This is a genomic window from Frigoribacterium faeni (genome assembly GCF_007988805.1).
Classification (GTDB): Bacteria; Actinomycetota; Actinomycetes; order Actinomycetales; family Microbacteriaceae; genus Frigoribacterium; species Frigoribacterium faeni.
In genome coordinates this window covers 1-1626 of the sequence record NZ_BJUV01000076.1, presented here as the reverse complement: position 1 = coordinate 1626, position 1626 = coordinate 1, and the positions used below count along the sequence as shown (strand labels likewise).

Genomic DNA, 1626 nt, shown 5'->3' with positions numbered 1-1626 from the left:
CGGGCACGGTGGTCTCCTGGGGTGGGCGGGCGCGGGCCGTCGAGGCTCGTGGATCAAGGATGCCGGACAACCGATCGCGAGTCCGTCTAACTAGACCCACTAGGTAAAAAACAAATCCTGATCAGGGATTTTTCGATCCGTCAAGGGGTGGTCCCCACGGGTTCGAGCGCGTACCGTGGGCGGAGCCCGCCTGGTTCGGGCTCGTGGTTCCCCGCAGGTGCGGAGCTTCACACGCAGGGGCGTTCTCTGCGGGGGGCCACCACGAGCCCGATGTCGAGTCGCCGGGCGACGAGCACGACGAGCTCCCCGATCGCGGGTACGCCGAGGCGACCGGTCGACCGGGTGATGCGCGCCTCCTCGGCTCCGGATCGCCGTCGACGAGACGCAGCGCGACGCGACGCCACGCAGCGCGACGGGACGCGACGGCGCCGGTCGGGCTCAGCCGCGCAGCGCGACGCCACATGACTGCGCCGAACGGGCTCAGCCGCGCAACGGGTGCGAGGCCTCGTTGGACGTGCCCGCGGCGAGTCCGCCCACGAACTCGCGCAGCGTCTCGTCCGAGCTGCGCGTCGGCGCCCAGCCGAGCTCGCGCCGGGCCTTCTCGGTGGACATGATCGGCACCTTGGCCGCGATGTCGAGCCAGCCGGGCTCGGTCGGCTGCAGGCGCAGCAGCCAGGTGATCAGGGCGGCCCCGCGCAGCACGCGGTAAGGCACCGGCAGCAGTCGGCTCCCGAACGCCCGTGCCACCGCGTGCGGGTCGACGATGGGCTCGGCCGCCAGGTTGAACGCGCCCCCGGCTCGTCGGTCGATGGCGCGCCAGAAGGCGTCGGCGACGTCGTCGGCGTGGACGACCTGCGAGACGAACCGAGGGGACAGCGGCAGGAACGGCGGACGCACCCGGCTCAGCCAGCGGGTCGGCACCCAGCGGCCGGCGAACAGGCCGACGATCTCGCGGGCGGCGGCGGCCTGGAACACGAGCCCCGGCCGCATGCGGGTCACGACGACGTCGGGGTGCTGCCGGGCGAAGCCGTCGAGGATGCTCTCGTTCGTGGCCTTGTACGACGAGTAGCTCGACCGTCGGACGCCGCGCACGCGGTAGCCCTCGTCGACGCGTCGCCCCTTGGGGCCTCGGCTGTAGGCGCCCACCGAGCTGGCGACGAGCACGTGCGGCACCCGCGCGCGCGTCGCCGCGTCGAGGACGTGGGAGGTGCCGGTCACGTTCGTGCGGTACATCGCGTCCCGGTCGTGGCTGGGTTGCAGAGCCCACCCGAGGTGCACGACGGCGTCGGCGCCGGCGAACGCGTGCTCGAGCTGCGCCGGAGCGTCGTCGTCGCCGACGTCGATCGAGAACCAGGTCACGTCGCCGTAGGGCGGCGACGCCGAGCGGGGGCCGCGACGGGCGACGCCGACCAGCTCGGTCACGGCGGGCTCGGCCTGGAGCCGGGCGAGGAGAGCGGTGCCCAGGTTGCCCGTGGCTCCGATGACGACCACGCGCATGGGGGTTCCTCCTGGTCGCGATGTGGCGGGTGCGGGTCGGGCCCGCGTGTGCTGCGAGCCTACGGCAGGCCCCTGGACGCGGGCGGGGTCGGGCGGGGTCGGGTGGGGTCAGGCGGGTCGGGCGGGGTC

The 1626-nt window shown here is 73.7% G+C and carries 1 protein-coding gene; it reads right to left on the bottom strand.

Annotation, left to right across the window (positions count from 1 at the left end; translation table 11 throughout):
- Positions 1 to 480 precede the first annotated feature (480 nt).
- Positions 481 to 1497 (bottom strand): NAD-dependent epimerase/dehydratase family protein, encoded by a 1017-nt coding sequence (locus tag FFA01_RS15775; protein WP_146857134.1) that lies wholly within the window; start codon positions 1495 to 1497, stop codon positions 481 to 483.
- Between the last annotated feature and the right edge of the window lie 129 nt (positions 1498 to 1626).